Origin of the sequence: Bacteroides clarus YIT 12056, assembly GCF_900129655.1 — a bacterium.
Taxonomy (GTDB): Bacteria; Bacteroidota; Bacteroidia; order Bacteroidales; family Bacteroidaceae; genus Bacteroides; species Bacteroides clarus.
Window position 1 is genome coordinate 116,742 of the sequence record NZ_FQWK01000006.1, and the last position, 18,413, is coordinate 135,154.

Below are 18,413 nucleotides of genomic sequence, written 5' to 3' on the forward strand. Positions count from 1 at the left end.
TTATGTCAGGAACTGCCAATAGAGTACTGAAAAACACTTGCTATCTTTACGCAAGGATGGGCATTACAATGTTCATCTCACTTTATACCACCCGAATAATACTAAATTCTCTTGGAGCTTCAGATTTTGGTATTTTCAATATTGTAGGTGGAGCCATTGGGATGCTTGGCTTCCTAAATGCAGCAATGGCAGATGCAACTCAGCGTTTTATGTCTTATTCCGAAGGAGAAGGAAACAAAGAAAAGCAAAAAAAAATTTTCAATGTCAGCTTTATTCTTCATCTCATTCTTGCAATAATTGTAGGATTTGCATTAATAGTAGCTGGGCATTTTTTCTTTAATGGCATATTCAACATTCCAACCGAAAAAGAATTTGCTGCAAAGGTCATTTATGGAAGCTTGATCATCAGTACTATATTCACAGTTATGACAGTTCCATACAATGCTGTAATGAACGCTCATGAAAACATGAAATATTATGCGGTTATGGGATTTATTGAAGCCCCCCTCAAATTATTGGTAGCTATTGTTTGTATGTATACTAGTAGTGATAAATTAATTATCTATGGTGTACTTATGGCCTGTATCCCTCTGATTATGCTTACCATTATGCGTATATATTGCCACAAGCATTATGAAGAATGTATTATCGCTCCATACACTCATTGGAATAAAAAATTAATGAAAGAAATGGTTTCATTTGCTGGCTGGAATTTGGCAAGTAGCATTGCTAGTATTTTAACAATGCAAGGAGTATCAATCGTACTCAATTCATTTTGGGGTGTATTGGCAAATGCAGCACAAGGCATAGCTAATCAACTTTCAGGACAAATAATGGTATTTTCTAGAACCATGCTTACAGCCTTAAACCCCATAATTGTAAAAAATGAAGGAGCAAATAATAGAGAAAAGATGTTAGAGGCTACTTTAGCTGGAAATAAATTTTCATATCTTATCATGATTTTTTTTGCTATTCCATTTTGCATCGAAATGCCATTCATTCTCAAAATATGGCTAAAAGAGCCACCTGAATATGCTGTACTATTTTGCCGATTAATTCTTCTACGACTATCTATTACCCAATTAACTATAACTTTTAACACTGCAATAGGAGCAACAGGAAAGAACAAAAATAGTAATCTTATGACATCTATAATTATGATTTTTATGTTACCACTTACCAGCTTACTATACTACTGGGGTGCTCCAATATATACCATCTATGTCGTTCTTATTATTATGGTGATTTTATTGTTTATTTCTTCTATTTATTTTATGAAAAAACTCTGTAATTTAAAAATAAGTCAATTCATAGAAGATGTTATAAAGCCTTGCCTTATTATTTCATCTATTACACTCTTTATAGGTCTACTTCCACTTTGGGAGTTTGAAGAATCTTTTCTTCGTTTTATCATAGTAAGTAGTGCTTGTTGTATTTCTTTTGGAATATCATTTTACACAATAGGATTAAATCAAAAAGAGAAACAACTAATGTTATCGTTGATCAATAATATAATAAAAAGAAATGATTACATTTTTAAAAAATAATCAAATTCCATACAAGGAGCATATTCCATTATCCGAATTTACCGGTATGAATCAAATGGGTATATTGCCACTTATTGTATATCCTAAAAAAATAGAACAACTAAAAACAATATACCTAAAAATCATCAATAGCAAACTGTCATTTGATATTTTAGGAGGAATAACCAACACTTATCTATCTAATAATTATCAAAGAGACATTATTATAGTTACAACAAAACTCAAAGATATTGAAAAAAGCGATGAAACAATATGGGTTGAATGTGGCTATAGCCTTACCAAAATAGCGCGAAAATTATCATCAGAGGGCATAACTGGGTATGAAGGCTTTATTGGGATACCTGGTACCATTGGAGCTGCTGCCATTAACAATAGCGGAGCATTTAACTCAAGCATTTCGAATGTTGTAAAAAAAGTGAAGCTTCTTACTCCACAAGGTCATACCATTGATTTAAACAATACAGAACTTAAATACACCACCAGAAATAGTGTCTTAAAAAAGAATTTAGAAAAGGGCATTGTTTTGTGTGTTGAACTGGATATAACAAATAAAGATACTATAGAGAACATTCAAACTAAAATAAAAACTGTTAATACTTTTCGAAAAAGTTATATAGATGGTAAACATAAAAGCTTAGGAAGCATCTTTGTTTCAAGTACTCTCAGAGAAATAGGAAAACGACATAAACTGGCTATTTTTACTAAAAAGATTATCAACCAACCTCTCAAACTATTTACTCACAACAACAGATTTAATACATTTCTTGATTTTTTATTTCTAGGGAAACCTTCTTTAGCGAATCATTGTGATAGTTTAAATAGATTTTGTTGGAAAAAAGACACCAAAGAAGAAGATTTTATGGAATACTTAAACTATATGCAAAAATTAGCAGGAAATCAATTAAAACTTGAAATAGAAATACGAAAATGAAAATTGGAATTTATACTATACATGCAGCATATAATTTTGGAGCAATGCTACAAGCATTTGCCACTCAATATATAATAAAGAGTTTTGATATTGAAGCAGAAATTGTGAATGATTCCCCACATGAAAAACTAAATGCATATTTGACCAATAATACTTCTTTAAAAGCAATTATAAAGAATTTATATGCACTTACAAATCCATTAATATGGATAAAAAGCAAACGATTTAGAGATTTTCACAAATCCATGTCATTATCTAAAAAATATAAAAGTATCAACGATATATATAAGAATCCACCCAAATACGACATTCACTTAGTGGGCAGTGACCAAGTATGGAACCTTGAACACAAAGTAGATAAGCAATATTATTACTTTCTTGATTTTGTTCCAAAAGGTGAAAAATGCATATCTTACGCTTCAAGTTTCGGAAATTCCAATATTTCCCAATCTGTTTATCCACAATTACAACAATTACTCTCCAAGTTTAACAAACTAAGTACTCGAGAAACAGGAGGGGTAAGCCTAATTAAACAAGCAACAGGACAAGATGCTACATTGGTCTTAGACCCAACGCTTTTACTTACGGCAAAACAATGGTCGAAACTTATTTCCCCCAAACCTATTATTAAAGGCAAATATATTCTTTATTATGGATTTGACAAAAGTGAAAATTGTCACCAAATAATAAAAAACTTACGTTCATCTTTACAATTACCCATAGTTGCCATATCTGTGAGTACAACAACTCCCTATAAGTTTGATAAATTTATTCAAGCAGCTGGTCCTAAAGAGTTTATTAATTTATTTAAATATGCGTCCTTTATTATTACTAGTTCTTTTCATGGCGTTGCTTTTTCTATCAATTTTCAAAAGGATTTTGTGGTAATACGACATGGTACACGAATGGAACGAATAGAATCTTTATTAGATATAATAGGACAAAGGAAACGAATCATTTCAAGTGCACAAGAACTAAATGAATTACTTAAGAATAATAAAAACATTGATTATCAAAAATGTTCAATAGCTATAGCAGAAAAAAGAAACGAGTCTATTGAATGGCTTAAAAAGGCACTGCTAGAGAATAATTAAAAAATATATTTAATAAAACAAGATTACATATGGATTTTGCACAAATTAAGATAGCTCTAGGTGCTATAAAGCGACTTTTTTACGATAGTCGTCCACAAAAATTAGGAGGACATGGAAAAAACATCTATATAGAATATCCTCTTATGTTTCATAATCCATCCAATATCTTTCTTGAAGACAATACATCCATAAAAGCTTTTACTACAGTATTGAATACAACAGGCAAATTTATAATGAAAAGAAATTCAACTGCTGCACAAAATCTAACAGTTGTCACAGGTAACCATCACTATGTTAAAGGGCGTTTTTTTAATGATTCTATAAAATATAGGCTTGCAGATATAGAAAAAGATGTTATTGTAGAAGAAGATGCATTAATCTGTGCAAATGTTACATTATTAAGCGGAGTTGTAATAGGACGAGGATGTATTATCGGTGCAGGGACTATAGTACGTAAAAGCACTCCCCCATATTCTATTGTTATAGGAAATCCTGCAAGAGTTATTAAGTTTGTACTTAGCCCCGAAGATATTGTAGAACACGAGTTAAATCTTTATCCTGAAACCGAACGATTACCATTAAATATTCTAAAAAAACACCAAGAAACATATATAGGTAAAACATTATAGAACAATGAACTTTTTAATAGATAAAATTCTACGCGGAACACATCGGCTCTATGTTGACCGCTATGGGCAGTATCTAAAACCTCTCAACAGAATAACGGATCCAGATAAAGCGTCCGACATTATATATCAACAATTGAAATCAGATGCCCCATGTATGATTGCAAGATATGGTAGTGTAGAAATTTTATGTGTAAACAACTATTTGGGAATAAAAAAATTCAAACACAATATTTGGAAATACGTTACGGACAAATCACCTCAATTTTGGTGGAATAATGTTGGAATCCAAAATATGCAAAATAATGCAGGCTTTTTCCCGTTGACAGAACAGAATTTAGAAAAGTTTGGAGAGTTAATGATTGAAGATTCTAAACAAATAGATATTCTTGGTTCATGGCGTTTGGAAGAGCGTAGGTTAGTTAACGTAAATACAGTAAAAGCAGTGCAACTTCTACTGTTAGAACCATTCCATACCCAAACTCCTTGGACACGTGTATTAAAAGGGAAAAAAATATTAGTTGTACATCCTTTTGCAAAAACAATACAACAACAATATGAACAAAGAAGGACATTATTATTCAAAAATCCAAATATATTACCAGAATTCCAATTAGAAACACTTCAGGCTGTTCAAAGTATTGGAGGACAAAGTTCTTTCAACACATGGTTCGATGCATTACAATATATGAAAGATGAAATCGACAAACGAGATTATGATATTGCATTAATTGGATGTGGTGCATACGGTTTTCCTTTGGCAGCTCATATAAAACGTAGCGGAAAAAAAGCGGTTCACTTAGGAGGGGCTTTACAATTGCTCTTTGGAATAAAAGGAAAGCGATGGACCAACCCCACCTATGGAATGAAATTATTTCCTTTTATCACAGAAAATTATTACAATAATCTGATGAATGAGTTTTGGACTTCCCCTGCAAATACGGAAAAGCCTCTTAATGCCAATAATGTGGAAGGGGCTTGTTATTGGTAAATAGATTTAATCACAATATTTTTTATTTTCATAGTATGGCCAGTCAATATAAGGTATTATACATCACTAGGTATAACAAGGAATTTATTTTGAATAAGCCTGATAATTTTGCATATTATATAAAAAGTATAATGAACAGCGATTTAATCGATGTACATTTATTAAATCCATTATCTCTACCAAGAAAAAATAGTATTCAGGCTCTAATTACCTTAGTAAAGGTAATCAAAAATATCAACCCGGATATTCTATATTTAGATAACCTACAAGGACTCAACAAGTTGGTAGTTCTAAAGAGAATTGGAATTCTGAAATGTAAAATCGTTGCATGGAAATACACCTACTGTAAAGAATACTCTAATACAATCAAAAACTGGTGTACCAAATTCTTTTATTGGAAAGGGATAGACAAAATCTATATGATGTTTGATAACCACACACATCATGCACTCACCCACAATATTGTAAAAGTTCACCAAATAACAACACTAAGTAGAGGAGCTGAAATAGAATGGTATCAGAAATATCTTAAACCTCAAAAAGACAATTTTTTAGTAATGGCAACAGGAAAAGATAGCCGAGACTACCAAACACTCAGCGAGGCTTGCGAACAAACTCGAACCAATTGCCACATCATTACCCGCCGTCACGAAAGCAATATCAAAGTAGCAGAAAAATTCAAAAACAGTCAATACATAAAGTTTACCTTTATGGAAGACTTACATATTGATAATGAATATGAATACATTATGCAGCAGCAAGGACAAGCATCTATATTAGCTATTCCCTGTGAAAAAAGGAAATACGGAGTAGGATACACAAATGTGGTGGAAGCATTACCATACCATATTCCAATTTTAATGACACATAACCCTGATATACATATAGATTTAGAAAAAGAAGGCATTGGCTATTTGATAGAACCTTACGATGTTAAAACATGGAAAGAAAAAATCATTTACCTCAAACAACATCCGGAAATCGTAGCAGAAATGGGCAAACATGCAAAAAAACTGACTGAAAAAGAATATAATGCACAAACCACCGCTTCTTATATAGTGAATGATTTTATCCAAATCACAAAATAATGTCAGTATGAATTTCAAAACGTGCCGCCAATTAATCTACGAAGATTTTCATAAAGTACTAACACAGCAACCACATGGGAAACTATCTGAATATTTATATATCCTAAGGTATTTAATAACTAATAACTCATTCAAATTTTGTTTTTGGTTTAGGTTGGGCAGTTGGTCAAAAGGAAATAAAAAATTGATTCCCATCTATATGTTTTCATGGATAATGCATCGGCATTATATGTTCAAATTCGGAATTCAAATGCCATTAGGTACACCAGTCAAAGGAGGATTAAGTTTTAATCATTTTTCATGTATTATCATAAATGGAGCGACTCAAATAGGACGCAATTGCACCATATTTCATGGTGTAACAACAGCCTTGAAAATAGGAGGTAGTAATGCTGGAGTACCCTCTATCGGTGATAATTGTGTACTAGGACCTGGAAGTAAAATATTAGGCTCTGTCACTCTTGGAGACAATGTATTTGTGGGTGCCAATGCTGTAGTAACACATAATATGCCGGCAAATAGTGTAGTAGCAGGGATGCCGGCAAAAATAATTAGCATGAATGGAACAGAAAGTACTAAACTAATAAGATTACATAAATGATATATGAAAGAAAGATTGAATTATATTGATTTTATGAAAACAAGTGGTATATACCTTATTGTTTTAGGTCATATGTTCCCAGCCCCAGGAACAAATTTTATATATTCTTTCAGTGTTCCTCTATTCTTTTTTATCAGCGGATTTCTTTTTTATCAACAAAACAATTTTGCAGCTTTTTTAATAAAAAATCTCCATTCCTTAATCATTCCATATTTATTTATCAACTGTATTTCTCTTATTTTTGTTATTTGTTTTAGTTCATCTTTCTCTTGGGAACAATCTGTTCTAACCCCTTTATTAGGGGTATTAATTGGTGCTAATCAAGGAAAAAATGTCTGTTTGTGCCATAACTCGACCTACTTGGTTCATTTACACATTATTAATTCTCAGAATAAGTTTATTTTTTATACCTTACAAAAAGAAAACACTTTTCTTTATTATCTTCTCTTGCATTAGCATAGCTGTAATATTAAACAACTTAAAATTACCTAATATAGCATTTTTAAATTGTTTTAGTGTAGCTCCTCTTTTCATATTAGGTATCTTTTGTCGAAAAAATATACATATTATAGAGAAGTATACAAAAAAAGTCAATCGTTTACTTTGCATAATAATAATATTCAGCTTGTTAATACTTTTGAGCCAGCATAATGGATATGTGCAATGTTATGCTCATAACTATGGTAATAACATTATACTTTTTTATATTAATGCCGTTTTAGGTATATATATGCTGTTTCTAGTTACAACTTATCTCAATAACTTATCTTTTAAATGGAACAAGACAATATCTCAAGGCACAATATTGATATTAGGATTTCATTACTTATTTATAATATTTTTCAATGAGATATACAAAACGAATAATTTAGGGATAACAATGTTATATGCATTATTTATTATTATCATTTTTATTCCTATCATTCAGTTCATCCACAACTACTTTCCATGGATAATAGGAAAAAGTAAAAATACTAATTAACATGAAACTTACATTTAAAAATGTCCTAATTACAGGTGGGGCTGGTTTTATTGGCTCTAACATTGCATCAAAGTTAGCTAGTAAAGGAGTTAACGTTACTGTATTAGATTCGCTATCCGAACAAATACACGGAAAAAAACCAGAAGAGACATCCCCTCTTTATCTTTCTATAAAAGATAAAGTCAAGTTCATCAAAGGAAGCGTTACATCACGAAAAGACTGGCTAAAAGCTATTGAGGGGCAAGAGGCCATTATACACTTAGCTGCCGAAACTGGTACGGGACAGTCTATGTATGAAATAGAAAAATATGTAACCACCAATATCGGTGGAACAGCGTTAATGTTAGATGTTTTGACCAATACCAAACATAATATTAAGCGTGTGATTGTAGCCGAAAGTCGTGCCATTTATGGAGAAGGTAAATACTATAGCCCAATATTGGGAAAAGATGTTTATCCAGAAGAACGTTTGGACGAGAATATGAGTAAAGGAGAATTTGAATGTACTTATCCTAATGCCGGAAAACTACAATTAGTAGCAACTACCGAAGACTCTAAAATACACCCCACTTCTGTATATGGCATAACTAAACAAGTGCAAGGCCAATTGGTACATTTAGTATGTCCTTCCATCGGCATTGATGCTGTTTCATACAGATATCAAAATGTATACGGACCAGGACAATCACTCTCCAATCCATATACAGGAATTTTATCCATATTCTCAACCAGAATAAAAAATGGTAATGGGATCAATATCTTCGAAGATGGAAAAGAAACAAGAGATTTTGTATTTATTGAAGATGTAGTAGACGCAACTATCTTAGGCCTTGAAACTAAAGAGGCTACTGGTCACGCCTTCAATATCGGCACAGGGGTCAGCACTGATGTTCTTACAGTAGCAAATACATTGTGTGAAAAATACAATATTAAAGTTCCCATCACAATATCAGGAAATTATCGTTTAGGAGACATCAGACATAACTATGCAGATATAACATTAGCACGTAAGATCTTGGGTTATGAACCCAAATGGAATTTCTCTGATGGAATTGGTGAATTCTGTAAATGGGTAAACACACAGAACATACAAAAAGATATGTATGACGCCTCCATTCAGGAAATGAAAGAAAAAGGACTATATAAATGAAAATCCTAATAAATTACGCAGATAAACAATACGAACCTGCCCGCAAATGGAACACATTAACGGGCAGGTATATTGCTAAGTTTGATAAAGTATATGAATATACTCCTAATGACATAGACCAATCATTTGCTAAACTACATCACGACATTCTGTCACAAAAGAGAGGAAACGGTTTGTGGCTTTGGAAACCTTATTTTGTAAATAAGGTCTTATCTGATTGCACTGATGGAGACATTATATTTTACTGTGATTCAGGCTCTTTCTTTATAGGGGGGGGGGGGGGGAAGGAATAATTACAAATCTTTCCGATACACAGCCTCTATTTGTTTGCGATATTCCATTACTTGAGTCTTGTTTTACGAAACCAGCATGCTTTGAAAAGATGGGACTTACGGAAAAAATGTATAAAACAAGTAATCAAATCATCGCAACTTATTTCTGCTTTCTTGTGACTCCTACCATGCGTAAATTTATGGAAGAATGGCTATCACTATGTTGTGATTTCGAATTGTTATCACCAGCAGGATTAGGAAAATTTGATATTCCTACAACAGATTTCGGGGAGTCATTCGTTGCTCATCGTGAAGATCAAAGCATTTTTTCATTACTTTGCAAGAAATATAAAATTTCTCCCCATCGAGACATCAGTCAACGCGGAAAGCATCCTGAAACCTATAAATCGCCATTCTATACCTATAAAGTTCCAGTACATCCAAATGATAAGTATAAATCTATAATTTTCCTACACAAATCACCTCATTTGAATCTTAAATGGTTTATACGATATATATACCATAGAATAAAATCAAAATATATTTCCCTTTAACAGTTATAATATGAAATATATAGCCATACTTTTGACTGTATTTAACCGTAAGGAAAAAACCATAAAGTGCTTACAGAATATAGAAGCACAGTCGCTACCTACTGATACCAAACTCGACATTTATATAGTAGACGGTGGTTCTACTGACGGAACAGTAGAAACCATAAAAGCACAATTTCCTTATGTCAACATAAAAACTGTAGATGGAGTATTTTGGAATCGTGGCATGATAGAAGCATGGAAAATGGCTGAAGAAAAGAGTCGAAGTGGACAGAAATATGATTATTATCTTTGGATGAACGATGACACTTTCATCTATGAAGACTGCATTGCATCTTTGCTACGTGTAAGCCAATCAAAAGAAGACAAAGCTATCATTCTTGGTTCTACATTAGACACTCAAACACGAAGTAAATTAACGTATGGTGGGAGAGATGAAACTGGAAATGTAGCACGTCCATCCTCTGATGATAGTCCTGTACGAGTAGTCATGATGAATGGAAACATTGTATTGGTTCCACACAACGTATACGAAAAATTGGGGACTCTATCCTCTTACTACACACATGCTCGCGGTGATTTCGACTATGGCTTACGCGCTCGTAAAATAGGAATTAAACTATGGCAAGTCGGACATCCACTTGGCGAATGTGACTTACATGAACATATTGATGCGTGGTGTGATCCGGAAATTCCTTTAAAAAGACGTTGGAAACTTATGCATCGCCCCAATGGAATGCCTCCTATGGAAATATTTCATTTAGAGAATCAACACTATGGATTAAGAACAGCTATTTTCCATTTTATAACAATTCATCTGCGATGCTTATTTCCGAATATTTGGATAAAATATAAAAAATAAAATAATTAGTAAGAATACATATCTCAAAACTATGAAGTGGAAAGAATGCAAAAGTCTCATCTGATTTAAGCAGATTAGCATATATTAACAAGTAGGGAGGTAAAAAACCTTTATTTAACGCTTCATTTTGAGATAGCCTCAGAAGCTAAAGTAATTGGCAATATCATTATTGAAAACAATATAATGATTGGCAATGTAGCTATTGTTATAACAGATATTCTTGATAAATCAAAAGTTTAGAACACATTAAATATTATATTTTACAACCCTAAGTATTTACATTAATATAAAACTAATTTAGTATTTATAAAAAACTAATTACAAATCCAAAATCTAAAATGAAAAAAGTATCCTCTAAAGAAGCAATCTATAAAATAGCACTTATTTTACCATATTGGGGAAGTTTTCCTAATTATTTCACTTTATGGGAATATTCTGCATCTAAAAATAAAGATATTGACTTTCTTATTTTTACAGATTCTCCTCGAAAAAGTCAATACAAAAATATTATCTATATACAATACCAATTCCAAGAAATAAGAAATAAAATAGAAAATGAAATTGGTTTTACACCTGCGTTAACCAATCCGTACAAAATTGTAGATTATAAGCCTTTGTATGGTTGCATATTTAATGAATATTTAAATGATTATTCTCACTGGGGCTATTGCGACTCTGATGTTATTTTTGGAGACTTAAACTCTTTCTTAACTAATGAAAAATTAAATTTATATGATCGAATTTATCAGCATGGTCATTTATGCATATACAAAAACAACAATGATATTAATTACAGATGGAAAACTGAACACAATTTAGTTTCATATAATTATAAGGAAGTATTTAAAGTCAAAGGAGTAAAGATGTTTGATGAACGTGGTGGCATGTGGGATATATGGAAAGAAAACCAATATAGTCAATATCTAAATGAAAAAGAGTTTGCAGATATATTACCAACAAAGTATGATTTTACCACTAACTGGAATAAAGAATGTCCTATGTTTTTTCATTATGAATCCGGACATCTATATGAATGTGATAAAAAAGGAAATAACAAAAAAGAATTTGCCTATTTACACTTACAAAAAAGAAAAATGGAAATCCAAATTAGCAATTACGATTCATTTTACATAAAACCTAATTTATTCTGTAATGCTATAGATGCTAATCCAACAATTGTCACTAAAGAAAAAACAATTCACCCTAATAAATTAAAACGTATTATTCATGCTTGTCTTAACTTCGATGAAATAAGATTTCACACAAAAGTCGCTTTCAGACGTTTTATAATGTATATAAAAGGAGAAAACCGACATATAAAATATGAATTATACTAATCCTAAATTCAATTTATCATGAACTTCCTTTTTTGCATCAATAATCAATATTGTGAGACTATAAAAGTACTTATTTATTCACTAATAACATACAATCCCGGATGTCATCATTTCTATTTTATCTATTCTAACCTTTCACTAAAGAACCAAAAGGAACTTACTAACTACACAAAAAAATTTGGACATTTGATTTCATTTCATAAATTCAATGTCAAAATAGACTCTCTTCCTGTAAATGGAATAAATTGGAGTATAGAAATATATTTTAGACTATTTGCTTGCTACATACTAAAAGATGTGGAAAAAATTCTATATTTAGATGGGGATATTATATGTACAGGAAACTTATCAGAATTATATAAATACCCGTGTATTATTGCAGCAGTAGAAAATGATAATCAAGATGCTTGTAAACGACTCTCAACTGAAGGTATCACAACTTATTTCAATTCAGGAGTATTACTCTTAAACCTTAAACAACTAAGAGAAATGGACGATGAGAACAGCCTTTTAAACGAGATATTTTCTTTGAAAGAGAAATTAATATTTCCTGATCAAGATTTTTTAAACATAAAATACAAAAAAGTCATAAGCCCCATTCCTAAAATATACAATTACATGATTAGTGTTGCAGAAATAAACCCTAATTATATGAGAGAAGAAAAACCAATATTAGTTCATTATGTTATGGAAAAGCCCTGGAGTATTAAATTTCCATATAAAACAGACAATCTATACTTCAAGTTGTTATGGCATCTAAATAAAAAAACAAAAGTTATCAAACTTTTGATTTTACACAGATTATATCGTATATATCAACTCACTCTAGTATCAAAGGAAGGAAGAAGAATATGATTCCTCAAATAATACATATTTGTTGGTTTGGCAAAGAAGACTATCCACCACTAGTGAAAAAATGCTTAGCCACATGGGAAAAAAAGTTACCCCAATATAAAATCAACTTATGGAATGAAGATTCGTTCGATATAAATAGTACCCTATGGACTAAACATGCATATGAACTTAGAAAATATGCTTTTGTTTCCGACTATGTTAGACTGAAAGCCCTTTATGAATATGGTGGAATTTATTTAGATACAGATATAAAGATATTAAAATCATTTAACCCGCTACTTGAAGACGAAGGTTTCATTGGATTCGAAGATGTAAAAGGGAATGTTATTGCATCATGTGTAATTGCTGCGAAACCAAAACATCCTTTTATCAAAGAATGTATGCAATATTATAATCAGGATTTTACAATGGAAATTATCAACAAGAATGAAGCAAATGTTATAGATATAACACAAAGGCTTGTCCAAAAAGGTATGCAACTTGGAGGAAAAGAACAGATAATTGCAGGAATGCATATCTATCCAAGAGAATATTTTTGTCCAATGGATTTTTTTGGAAACTGGAATAAAACAGTAAATACATACTGTATACACTTGTTCTCCGGTTCTTGGTTACCTGACAATGCAAAAAAAAAGCTAAACAGACGAAAAACTTGGTATTACAAATTAAGTAAATGGATATATGTGCATACAGGATTACAAAAAATTAAAAGTTACTTGAAACTATGAAAAATTTCGTTCTTGATTTCATATATATTATATTAAATTATGTTGTGTGTTATATACCATGTTGGCATATACGTAAATTATGCTATCAACTAGCAGGAATGAAAATAGGTAAAGGTTCTCGAATATTAATGGGGACAATAATCATTAAACCTTGGAAAATAAAAATCGGTAAGAATTCAATTATTAATGAAAGATGTCATTTAGATGCTCGTGGTGGAATTACTATTCATGATAATGTATCAATTAGCATATATACTCTTTTAATCACAGGATCCCATAATGCACAATCCCCTACCTTTGATTTTTTTGAAATGCCTATACACATAGAAGATAATGTTTGGATAGGTGCACGCTCTATCTTACTACCGGGAACATATTTAAAAACATCATGCTTAATCGGAGCAGGGAGTACAGTAAAAAAGGGTGAATATCAAATTGATGGATTTTATTCTGGAGTACCAGCAAAATATATAAGACAAAGAGATTTAACAGGACTTTATCAACAACGTTGGAACCCTTGGTTTAGATAAACTAATAATATGCAAAAAAAAATTCTTATCACATTTTTATTTAAAGAAGGAGCCGGACCCGTATTTACCTTAGAAATGGCTCGTGGATTAGCCCAAAACGGTTGTGAAGTCCATGCATTACTTTCTTCTAAAATTTCTAATAAAAAGGATTGGGAGAATGAGAAAGCCTTTAAAAGTATTACCTTTATAGAAACAGGGACACGCAAAACAGCTGTTCAAACTACTATAGACTTCTTTTTAATAAAAAGACACACATTAACAAGAAAATTTCAAAACCAAACTTTCGATTATATCATCAGCACATTTTATCATCCTTGGAGCACAACTATATTTAAGTGTTTCAAAGCAACAAAAAAGATAGTAATCTGCCATGATCCAATACATCATTCAGGCGTTGGATTGTTGGAAAGATGGCTGACGACCCATTATATTAAAGCTGCAAGTGATATCATTGTTCTTACACAAAGCTTTATTCCAATCGTAGAAAAACGATTTGGTTATAGCAAAGAGCATATTCATTATATGCCACATGGAAGGATGAGCATTTATAAGCAAAGCACAATCACTCCCCTAACCGACTGTAAAAATATTAATTTCCTCTTTTTCGGACGTATTGAAGAGTATAAAGGTCTATTCATCTTAGCTGAAGCTTATAAAAAACTCACACAATCCTACTCTAATATTTCATTGACAGTAGCAGGAAGTGGGGATTTTAGTAAATATCATGCAATTTTCAAAGAACTTCCACAAGTAAAAATTATCAACCGGTATATTGCAGATACCGAAATAGATGATTATTTCAGCGTACCTAATACAATTTTAGTGTTACCCTATTTAGATGCCAGTCAATCAGGCGTTATTCCTATTGCTTTAGAGTATGGAGTACCGATTATTGCCAGCAATACCGGTGGATTAAAAGAGCAAATGGACAATGGTAACTTGGGACTTTTCAGTACTCCAGGAGATGCTGATTCATTGATGAAACAAATGGAGTATTTCTTAATACATCCTGATTTTTATATAAAAGAAAAGAAAAAGGCATCTGTATATTTACAAAGTCTAAATTGGGATACTGTTACTCAAAAAATTATCCAAATTTAAATAGAAAACAAGCTTATGAATATCGGATATATTCACTTAGATTATGGGGAGTGGACCAATGGTAGCTACAATAGTCAAGAAATAGGATTAGCTAAAGCATTGGAGCAAATGGGACATCAAACCACTATCGTATATTGGGTATCATCCAAAGATGAACGCTGTAATACTAAAGTAAATATAACTCCAAACATCAAAAAAGTATATTTACCATATCGAATGAGATTGGTTCACCATATTTGGCCGAATTTATCCTTATTATCTTCACTTAACATTGACATATATCATCTACAAAGTGACAATTTACTTTGTGTACCGGAAGCTGTAAATTTTTGTTTAAGTCATGGTTGGAAACATTATTGTTATGTAGGTACTGTGCACAGTTCATCTCCTAAGGCCATTTCACGATGGATAATGGACAAACTTAGCAACAGGAATTTTACTGCATTCAGAAAAACCAAAGTATTTTGCAAAACCCCGGCTGTAGTAAATGAATTGAAACAGAAAGGCGTAACGAGTGCAGAATGGGCACCGGTTGGATTAGATATAGACATCATTCCGCCGACAATAAAGCCCAAAAGTTTACTAAAGAATGAATTAGGACTGCCTCACAATAAAATTATTATATTCCTAGTATGTGCATTAAGACCGGACAAACATCCCATGGATATATTCCCTTTAGGAGAAGTATTAGGAGATAAATACTTATTAGTACATGCGGGAGCACCCTGGATGCAAACAGAGGAATATATGAAAAAATTAAAATCGAACGATATATATAGCAATATATTGTTTGTTGGTAAAATTCCAAATGAAAAAGTTCATGCATATTATGAAGTTGCCGATTATGTAATAAACTTTAATCCCAATGAAATATTTGGAATGGCTATTCTTGAAGCGATGTATCATAATGTAACAGTAGTAGCACGACACGCACCCGGCCCTGACTGTATCATTGAAAATGGAGAGAGTGGTTTTCTGTGTAATTCGGTAGAAGAAATGTCCCAAATAATACTTTCTGATAAAAAAGTTCAAAATGCACGGAAGCAAATCATAGAATATTTTACATGGGAATCAACTGCTAAAAAGTTTTTGGATTATATACAACACTAAAAACTACTGGCATATGCGTATATTCCATATTATCACTCATTTTGATATAGGAGGAGCAGAAAGGGTAGCTGTTAACATAGCCAAATCACCAACTGTAGGGATGGAATATCATCTTGTAGAAGTTGTTCGAGGAAATGGAGAATTCAGTCAATCTTTTATTAAAGAATTACATGACTGCGGCATTTGTTTCCATCGTTCGCATATTACAAACAATAAAATTGCAATAATATTGTTTCCTTTATGGTTCATATATCTATCGTTTAAATGGAAACCGCAAATAATCCATACACATACAGAAATACCAGACCTAAGTATATATTTATGGTATAAAATGTTTGGGTGGATATTCCCAGGCACAAAATATGTCCGCACAATCCACAATACAGAATTATGGAATCAATGGCCTCAAATAGGCTGTAAAGTTGAAGCTTTTTTCAAGAAAAGACATGCAAACATAGCTATCAGCCAATCGACACAACTATGTTATAAGCAAATTTATGGAGAAATACCACAAATTATATTCAATGGGCTACAATCTGTCAAACAAAATAAATTCGAATATATCATAGCAAACAAAATAAATATTTTATTTGCCGGAAGATTAGAATACCAAAAAGGAGTAGATCAACTTATAGAAGTTGTAAATGCATTAAAATATAATTCCAAGTTTTATTTTCACATAGTAGGTAATGGCTCTATGAAAGGAAAAGTGCATAAAGCTTTAGGAGCATTAACTAATGTATCTTTTTATGATAAGATTTTTGGATTGAATCAATATATAGGAGATTTTGATTATTTATTTATGCCCTCAAATCACGAAGGGCTTGCTTTGATGCCTATCGAAGCAAGTTTAGCACACACACCAACCATTATCAATAACTGCCCCGGTTTAAAAGATACACTTCCGGAGAAATGGCCTTTGAAAGTAAATAACAATAATGTTACTGATTTTGTCCAATTAATCTTATCACTTGAAAACACAACACATTATGAAGAATATGTGAATATAGCATACGAGTATGCGAAAACAAATTTCTCTATTGAGAAAATGCAATATGAATATGAACAAATATACAAAAAGCATGAAATATAGAATTTGTTTGATTTTGCCTTATTACGGAGTATTTCCAAACTATTTTCATCTATGGATAAATAGTGCATCGCACAATTCGTTCATAGACTTCTATATCATTACAGATAGTGACTTTTCTTATCAACTACCAGAAAATATCCATTTAAAAAAGATCTCATTAAATGAAATAAAGCAACGGCTACAAGAAAAAACTAAAAAGAAGGTTTCATTGTCATCCCCTTATAAATTATGTGATTATAAGCCAGCTTACGGCCTCATATTTGAAGATATCGTTTGCAATTATGATTATTGGGGATGGTGTGACCCTGATATTATTTGGGGAAATCTACAACTTATTATCAATGAGAACTCTATTGAAAAATATGATGTAATAGGTGGTGGTGGCGCATTTACGATTTGTAAAAATACTGACTTTTTGAAAAAATGTTTTTTATATACAAACTCTTCAATGCCTTCTTTTTCTTTTAACGAAGTTAGAACAACAAAGAAAAATCTAATTTTTGATGAATGGGGAGCTACAAATATCCGAAAATATTTAAATATAAAAGAAACATCACAATATGATTGGTTGTACAGAAAAGTACTGGATGTAACTCCTCCTGATATAAAAAAACGCCATAGTCCGATGTTCATACGTTTCTGTAATTATCCTATTATTGCAAAATATGAAAATGGTCATATTTTTGCTTATTCAATTTCACCAAGCGGAATAGAAAATACACAAGAATATGCATATTGCCATTTACAAAAGAGAAAAATAAATATTATTACACAACAACTAGATTCTTTTCTACTATACAATGAAATGTTTCTACCACTCCAAATGTTCCAAGAATGTATTTATAACACACAAAATAGTATATTAAAGCAATACCAACATAATATAGTAATGAGTAAACAGATAGGAAATACGCATAGGGGGGGGTAAAATTATTATACAAAAAAGTAAAATCAAAGCCTA

At 31.7% G+C, this 18,413-nt stretch carries 21 protein-coding genes; all 21 read left to right on the forward strand.

Features of this window, described 5'->3' with window-relative positions:
- The first annotated feature begins 2 nt into the window (after positions 1-2).
- The 21 genes from BUB52_RS12035 (at position 3) to BUB52_RS12130 (ending at position 18,380) form a co-directional block, all read left to right on the forward strand.
- Positions 3-1,547 (forward strand): MATE family efflux transporter, encoded by a 1,545-nt coding sequence (locus BUB52_RS12035; protein ID WP_039950223.1) that lies wholly within the window; start codon positions 3-5, stop codon positions 1,545-1,547.
- Complete coding sequence (locus BUB52_RS12040) at positions 1,525-2,478, forward strand: FAD-binding protein (protein WP_009120711.1); 954 nt, start codon at positions 1,525-1,527, stop codon at positions 2,476-2,478. Before BUB52_RS12035 ends, BUB52_RS12040 begins: the two co-directional genes overlap by 23 nt.
- Positions 2,475-3,572, forward strand: a complete 1,098-nt coding sequence (locus BUB52_RS12045) for a polysaccharide pyruvyl transferase family protein (protein ID WP_009120710.1) — start codon at positions 2,475-2,477, stop codon at positions 3,570-3,572. The genes BUB52_RS12040 and BUB52_RS12045 overlap by 4 nt, the downstream gene beginning before the upstream one ends.
- Positions 3,573-3,601: 29 nt before the next feature.
- Complete coding sequence (locus BUB52_RS12050; RefSeq protein WP_009120709.1) at positions 3,602-4,201, forward strand: acyltransferase; 600 nt, start codon at positions 3,602-3,604, stop codon at positions 4,199-4,201.
- A gap of 4 nt (positions 4,202-4,205) precedes the next feature.
- Positions 4,206-5,189 (forward strand): hypothetical protein, encoded by a 984-nt coding sequence (locus BUB52_RS12055; protein WP_009120708.1) that lies wholly within the window; start codon positions 4,206-4,208, stop codon positions 5,187-5,189.
- Between the two features lie 89 nt (positions 5,190-5,278).
- On the forward strand, positions 5,279-6,277 hold the full coding sequence (locus tag BUB52_RS12060) for a glycosyltransferase family protein (RefSeq protein ID WP_254302437.1): 999 nt from the start codon (positions 5,279-5,281) through the stop codon (positions 6,275-6,277).
- Positions 6,278-6,284: 7 nt separating this feature from the next.
- The gene (locus BUB52_RS12065) at positions 6,285-6,878 is read left to right on the forward strand and encodes a serine acetyltransferase (protein ID WP_050792270.1); all 594 of its coding nucleotides are present in this window, start codon (positions 6,285-6,287) and stop codon (positions 6,876-6,878) included.
- A 3-nt stretch (positions 6,879-6,881) separates the two neighbouring features.
- Complete coding sequence (locus tag BUB52_RS15630) at positions 6,882-7,334, forward strand: acyltransferase family protein (protein WP_073212666.1); 453 nt, start codon at positions 6,882-6,884, stop codon at positions 7,332-7,334.
- Positions 7,285-7,860 carry a hypothetical protein gene (locus BUB52_RS16000; protein ID WP_394363704.1) on the forward strand — a complete coding sequence of 192 codons (576 nt, stop codon included), beginning with the start codon at positions 7,285-7,287 and terminating at the stop codon, positions 7,858-7,860. Before BUB52_RS15630 ends, BUB52_RS16000 begins: the two co-directional genes overlap by 50 nt.
- 1 nt (position 7,861) lies before the next feature.
- Positions 7,862-9,010, forward strand: a complete 1,149-nt coding sequence (locus BUB52_RS12080; RefSeq protein WP_009120703.1) for an NAD-dependent epimerase/dehydratase family protein — start codon at positions 7,862-7,864, stop codon at positions 9,008-9,010.
- The gene (locus tag BUB52_RS15895) at positions 9,007-9,303 is read left to right on the forward strand and encodes a hypothetical protein (RefSeq protein WP_254795047.1); all 297 of its coding nucleotides are present in this window, start codon (positions 9,007-9,009) and stop codon (positions 9,301-9,303) included. Before BUB52_RS12080 ends, BUB52_RS15895 begins: the two co-directional genes overlap by 4 nt.
- Positions 9,304-9,392: 89 nt before the next feature.
- A complete protein-coding gene (locus tag BUB52_RS15900; RefSeq protein WP_254795048.1) occupies positions 9,393-9,836 on the forward strand; it encodes a hypothetical protein in 444 nt (147 codons plus the stop codon).
- 10 nt (positions 9,837-9,846) lie between these two features.
- Positions 9,847-10,698, forward strand: a complete 852-nt coding sequence (locus BUB52_RS12090) for a glycosyltransferase family 2 protein (protein WP_009120700.1) — start codon at positions 9,847-9,849, stop codon at positions 10,696-10,698.
- 338 nt (positions 10,699-11,036) lie between these two features.
- A complete protein-coding gene (locus BUB52_RS12095; protein ID WP_009120699.1) occupies positions 11,037-12,035 on the forward strand; it encodes a DUF6625 family protein in 999 nt (332 codons plus the stop codon).
- Between the two features lie 18 nt (positions 12,036-12,053).
- Entirely contained in the window at positions 12,054-12,890 is an 837-nt protein-coding gene (locus BUB52_RS12100) for a glycosyltransferase family 8 protein (protein ID WP_009120698.1), read from the forward strand.
- On the forward strand, positions 12,887-13,618 hold the full coding sequence (locus BUB52_RS12105; protein ID WP_009120697.1) for a glycosyltransferase family 32 protein: 732 nt from the start codon (positions 12,887-12,889) through the stop codon (positions 13,616-13,618). Before BUB52_RS12100 ends, BUB52_RS12105 begins: the two co-directional genes overlap by 4 nt.
- A 98-nt stretch (positions 13,619-13,716) precedes the next feature.
- Positions 13,717-14,148: an acyltransferase gene (locus tag BUB52_RS12110; protein ID WP_225982407.1), complete on the forward strand. Its 432-nt coding sequence runs from the start codon at positions 13,717-13,719 to the stop codon at positions 14,146-14,148.
- Between the two features lie 9 nt (positions 14,149-14,157).
- Entirely contained in the window at positions 14,158-15,249 is a 1,092-nt protein-coding gene (locus tag BUB52_RS12115) for a glycosyltransferase family 4 protein (RefSeq protein WP_009120695.1), read from the forward strand.
- Positions 15,250-15,264: 15 nt separating this feature from the next.
- Complete coding sequence (locus tag BUB52_RS12120; protein ID WP_039950217.1) at positions 15,265-16,359, forward strand: glycosyltransferase family 4 protein; 1,095 nt, start codon at positions 15,265-15,267, stop codon at positions 16,357-16,359.
- Positions 16,360-16,372: 13 nt separating this feature from the next.
- A complete protein-coding gene (locus BUB52_RS12125; RefSeq protein WP_009120693.1) occupies positions 16,373-17,452 on the forward strand; it encodes a glycosyltransferase family 4 protein in 1,080 nt (359 codons plus the stop codon).
- Positions 17,442-18,380 (forward strand): DUF6625 family protein, encoded by a 939-nt coding sequence (locus BUB52_RS12130; RefSeq protein WP_254302434.1) that lies wholly within the window; start codon positions 17,442-17,444, stop codon positions 18,378-18,380. The genes BUB52_RS12125 and BUB52_RS12130 overlap by 11 nt, the downstream gene beginning before the upstream one ends.
- Positions 18,381-18,413: the final 33 nt, after the last annotated feature.